The 5,074-nt window shown below is 60.6% G+C and carries 3 protein-coding genes and 2 pseudogenes; 2 read left to right on the top strand and 3 right to left on the bottom strand.

The window, feature by feature from the left end:
- Positions 1-925 precede the first annotated feature (925 nt).
- On the bottom strand, positions 926-1,474 hold the full coding sequence (locus PY310_RS21155) for a hypothetical protein (protein ID WP_275216599.1): 549 nt from the start codon (positions 1,472-1,474) through the stop codon (positions 926-928).
- Positions 1,475-1,768: 294 nt separating this feature from the next.
- Positions 1,769-2,101, bottom strand: a pseudogene (locus PY310_RS21150) (IS3 family transposase); the annotation flags it as partial.
- Positions 2,102-2,630: 529 nt separating this feature from the next.
- On the opposite strand from PY310_RS21150, the gene PY310_RS21145 reads away from it, so the two are divergent.
- Together PY310_RS21145 and PY310_RS21140 are read left to right on the top strand one after the other, a co-directional pair.
- On the top strand, positions 2,631-3,020 hold the full coding sequence (locus PY310_RS21145; protein ID WP_275216598.1) for a hypothetical protein: 390 nt from the start codon (positions 2,631-2,633) through the stop codon (positions 3,018-3,020).
- Positions 3,013-3,441: pseudogene (locus PY310_RS21140) on the top strand (IS1634 family transposase); the annotation flags it as partial. The gene PY310_RS21145 and the pseudogene PY310_RS21140, both read left to right, overlap by 8 nt.
- A gap of 43 nt (positions 3,442-3,484) precedes the next feature.
- Here PY310_RS21140 and PY310_RS21135 read toward each other — a convergent pair.
- Positions 3,485-4,834 carry a transposase gene (locus PY310_RS21135; protein ID WP_275216596.1) on the bottom strand — a complete coding sequence of 450 codons (1,350 nt, stop codon included), beginning with the start codon at positions 4,832-4,834 and terminating at the stop codon, positions 3,485-3,487.
- Positions 4,835-5,074: the final 240 nt, after the last annotated feature.

The following is a 5,074-nucleotide window of genomic DNA, read 5'->3' as shown; positions in this document are numbered from 1 at the left end:
AAGTGGAACCGGCGCCAACCCAGCGAACCAACAGGCCACACCAGACTGCCCGAAAACAGAAAACAAAACTCGGATCAGCCGCAGGCGCAAAACCGCGACCGTCACGGCGCATCATGAAAAATCGGGGCTAGGCCTAAGCTCAAGGATATTCATTTGGCTTGTCCCCTAACCTGACGCCGCGCTGGAACAGAGGCCTTCCCTGATGGCCTGCTTCCGTTCGCAGCTGCACGTCGCGCACGAAACTCCATTTTTTCTCCATTCTTGCGCGATTATCCCACTACGCGATTCGCTAGAAGAGCAGTTAGGCTGCTGGTGCCGGGAGAGAGACATGCACTCTTGAGGACGTATGATACAAGATCGTGTCATGGGGTCTATGCCACCAGCGGTCCCGGATGAAGGACCTGATCGCCGCCGAAATGGTGGAGCGACATTGGTCCAAGTTTGGCCAGCGAGCTTAGCCTGGGCTCCCACTGGTCTTGCCATGAAGAACAAGACCGCGATGCCCCTTCTCAAGCTTCCGCTAGAGTCCATCGGCACTAAATCCTCCAGCTCGGGGAGCGTATTTTTCAACGCGTGAAGCTACTGCTCGAAACGCTCACCACCCTCGGATACACCAGCCGGGTCCTCGTACCCGAGACGATCGTCCGACTGTCGGCCGCACTCGATACGACGGCTTGGAAGCCGGCGGCCACAGGCCCACGTCCCGTCGCTGTTCTCCCGAACGCAGGCCTGCCGGGTATGCCAGTTTCGCGTTAGACACAGGCATCAACCTCATTGCTACAGTGTGCCGGCCGACCCCTGGTGGGTTTCGGGTCGATCTGGAGCTTCCGTTAGGCCAGATATCGCCGACGATGCCCGGGGGCCACCCCGGGCATCCCATCGTCGGGGTTCGGGAGGACCCTCAAATCTAATGGTGCGGCCGAGATTAGACGGCTGTGGGAATGAATACGCCGGGCGCGAACCAGCTCATGCTGACGTAAAGACCTTGCCCCTTATCGAGATCTCGTAAGAGCTTATGAGTGCCAGCAATGAATGGTGCCAGCAACTTTATCCACGGTTGCGCGGGGCTAGGAATCGAGCCTCCAATGCTAGAAACCACAGAATTAAGGACATCCGCAGAGTCCAAAATCCTTGTGGCCGCCTCATGGCTAAATTCGACATGAAAGCCCCACCAGAAGGCTCGAACCGTCACTCCATCGGTGAAACTTAGAACTCCCGCCCCCACCTCGTCCCGGCTTTCGTCGGCCGAAGCCTGCGGAGGTCCAAAGAAGGCCACTTGGGCCGAATAAGAGTTGGCATTGACGATGTTGTCGGAGCCCATCCAGCCTACGCTGGCCGCGAGCTCCCTTGCCACAGATTGCCAGTTGCCGTCCGGCAGATCAAGGATATCTGAGCTTCCAACGGAAGATGTCGACCGAATTTGCTCTAGAACAGCAACCCTAGCTTCCAGCTCATCAAGATCATTGGTAGTCACAGTCTTTGCCGGTCCTTCCTGTCCGTCTGTGGTAGGTCTCTTTGCAGCTGTATCGAACAGCAAACGTGTTAACAGTTAGCTTGCGCTTCAACCCGTCACCGGATCGTCATCAGGCCGTCATCAGAAGCGAAATGGCCTCACCGAGCTCATCACGGTTCAACGTCATCTTCGACCGAACGCTGCGATGACCTTCCTAGCCCAAGGCGGAGCGATTTCGATAAGAGCTGCGGCGCGGAATAGGACTGGAGCCGGTGGACAAGGCTAATTGTTGGGGCTCCTGCGGTCCTGTTGATTGATGGCCAGCCTGAGATTCTGGCGCGTGAGCCACCGCTGACGACCTAGGACGTTTTATGCAGCACAACAATTGCATCGCTGCGTCGTCTGCGCACGCACCGACCTGCCCCCTCGATCCGGTGGTGCCGGGACGCCCGACCGATTCGACGAACCTATGCGACCGGTACATAGAATCGCGCTATCCGAATGCACCGCTGGCGTCTTCTTCGTCTTGCCAGAGGGGTTCTTACCCTCCCGTGCGGCATGCCGCGGCGCCTTCTCCAGCGCAGACATGGCTATCGAGGACTTCACCTGCGAGTTCATCGAGTAGCCGACAATCCTTCCGCTCCCCACTACTTGAGAACTCACCGTGTCATCTTCACGCGTCCCGAGGGGCACAATATCCGGCCTGCGAGCTTGGCTATACTCTCAAGTCATAGGCGGGTCGGAAAAGAACAGATGCGGCTTAGCGCATCATTGGAGTATTTGCGATGGCGCTGGTTATACGGTTCTAGGAAGAGAGGGGAATCCACAACCCTTCCTGGCTCGGCTCTCTTATGGCGAAGGGGTGAACATGCAGGCAATGCATCCATATTGCCGATAACGCAGAACAAGTACTATTAATCGTTCATGATTGGCTTGCCTGCCTAGCCGGTCCCAACGCACGAAAATGACCTTCGGCCCTGCGCCGTTTCCGAATCCCTGTTTCAGGTTGACGGTCGCCCCGATGCACCGAAAATGGTCCTCGGGCGGCCCGCATGGGGCAGCGCCTGACTTGGCTCACGGGCCGGGATATTTCGGGAGCGTATCGCGCTGACCTGCAGTGATGCGGGCTGCTTCATGGTTCTTCACGCACTAATAGGATTTGTTCTAGTGTCACGGTGTGGCATTCATCAGGAGGGTGCTGACGGCCTCGGGGGCGACCGGTGTGCAGATCGCGGAGTATGTGCGGGGCCGTCAGCGGATAATGGAGCACGTCGGTTCGGCGCATACGGAAGCCGAACTCGGTGTCCTGCTGGAGCGTGCGCGCGAGTTGCTGGAGAATCCGGCGCAGGGCGTCCTTGAGCTTGGTGTCGAGCGCACGCCTCCAGTGAAGAATCTGGTTGCCCCTGCTGATAATCCGGGCCTGTTCGATATTGCCCGCCCGGCAGCAATTCCTGGGCGCAAAGGCCCTGCCCGCGTGGTGGGCACCGACTCCCGGTTGCTGTTCAATGCGTTGGCCTGGGCGTTCACGTCGTTGAAGTTCGATGGCCTCGGTGACGAGGCACGGTGACGCGTTCAGCGACGGGCAGCTGATCGATACGCTCACCCCCAGGACCGGCCACACGAACGAGAACAACCCTGATCTGCGTGCCGAACCCGTCTGGGACCCTGCCGTGCACCCGGGATCCTGGCGGGCGGTGTGGGCCTACTCACGCAAGAGAGCTGTTCATGACAACACAACGCGCACGGCCCAGGAGAACCGGGCACGGGAGGTCATCGAGGGACAGAAATCAGCCCGGACCCCACGGTTCGTCAAGACCGCCGGCGGGAAACCGAGCCTGGACGAGGCCTCGATAGCGCGTGCCCGGCAACTCGTCGGCCTGAAAGGCTACGTGACAAATATCCCCGCAAACATCATGCCCGCAGGGGAAGTAATCGGCTCCTACCACGACCTGTGGCATGTCGAGCAGTCGTTCCGGATGAGCAAAACTGGCTCTCCGTGGTTCGTGGTGAATGTTCTGCCGTGATGAATGTTCATGCCGCTGTTCTGGCGGCACTGCGCAATAGGATACGCGTTTTGTAGTTCTGTGCGTTGGTGAATCCCCGGCCTGTCCTTTTGATGTGTTTGATCGCGGTGTTGTTGGCTTCCACTTTCGCCGTTGTCGCGCCGGTGACAATGAGGACTTCGATCTCTTTCCACCATCGGCAGATTGTGCGCCAGAGCCGGTTCGTTTCCGGCTGAGCGGCATGTTCGACCAGAACCTGCAGGTGGTCTTTCGCGGCAGCCGCCTCGCCTAGGGACCCGGTGGCGAGCAGCGTCCGGAGCTGCTCTTTGACCAGCCAAGCGGCCTGCAATCTTCCGGTGGCGTCGTCGGTGGCGAACACGGTGCTGAGCCTGTTCCGTGCCCGGTCCGAGAGAGTGTCGCCGGCCCGCAGAAGCAGTCGGCGGTTGGCCCAGACCGGGTCGATGGAACGTCCCCGCCGGCCATGGACCTGCTGGGTGAGCCGTTGCCGGACTTCGGTAAGCATGTCGTTGCCGAGCTTGACCAGATGAAACGCGTCGACCGAGACCGCGGTGCGCGGCAGCCACATACGCAGGGCCTTGCGGAACGCCGCTGACGGGTCGATCGCGACGACCTGCACGCCCAGTCGCCACTGCAGTGGCCGGGCGAACAGCCAGTTCCCAACGCCTTCACTGTCGCGACCGTCCACGATCCCGAGGATCTGGCCGGTGTCCAGATCAACGATGGTGGTCATCCAGCGACCGTCCACGATCCCGAGGATCTGGCCGGTGTCCAGATCAACGATGGTGGTCATCCAGGGTTCGTAGCGTTTCCACGTCTTGGTGGCCGGGTCGCGGAAGAACCGGACGGACCGGTAGCGGTGTTCATCGATGCCGAGCATCCGGGGTGCCAAGGCATCGATATCGGGCAGCGTCAGCGCCGCGGAGTCCAGGGCCCGCTGGACCAGCCACCATGAGACACCGAACGAAGCGGCGGCCTCGGCGGCGGCCCTTCCGGATCCGATGACGGCGGCGACGAGGGCGTCGCGGAGCCGGCGGGTGGACCGTGCGCGGCGCGGGACCTGGGCTGTTTCCTCGGCGAACGTCTGCCGCGGGCACAGGTATTCATCGCAGAAGAATCTCCGCTTGGCCCAGATCACTTCGATTGGGCCGGCAACAGGGATGTCGCGGATACGTTGGGGCCGGCGGGAATGCACCCGGGTGCTGATCACGCCGCAGGAAGGGCAGCCGGCCTCAGCAGTGGCTTCGACCATGATGCGTCGCTGCCCGAAGGCGAGGACCTCGGTGTCGGTGACGCGGTAGTCGGGCAGGTTGAAAATGGCGGTGGCAGCATCGTGGCGTTGGGAAGTAGGCTCGATCAAGGCTCGTAGCTCCTGACTTGATGAATGCGTAGAGAACATCCATCACAGCAGGGCTACGAGCCCTTCAGCTTTCAAGACACGGAATCCGATTCACCACGAACCACGAAGAGCCGCCCTAACGCTTGTCAATGCTTTTTTGGCTCTGGACGGCAGGCAGGGTGAGTGCACCGTCACCTGTGTTCCGCGGTGACGGGATGTGCGTCCATCGGGACGGGGCCGGTCGTAGGGCCGCTGGTTTGC

Source organism: Pseudarthrobacter naphthalenicus (assembly GCF_029076445.1).
GTDB classification, from domain to species: domain Bacteria; phylum Actinomycetota; class Actinomycetes; order Actinomycetales; family Micrococcaceae; genus Arthrobacter; species Arthrobacter naphthalenicus.
Note: the sequence above shows the minus strand (reverse complement) of the source record. Positions and strands in the feature narration are given on the sequence as shown.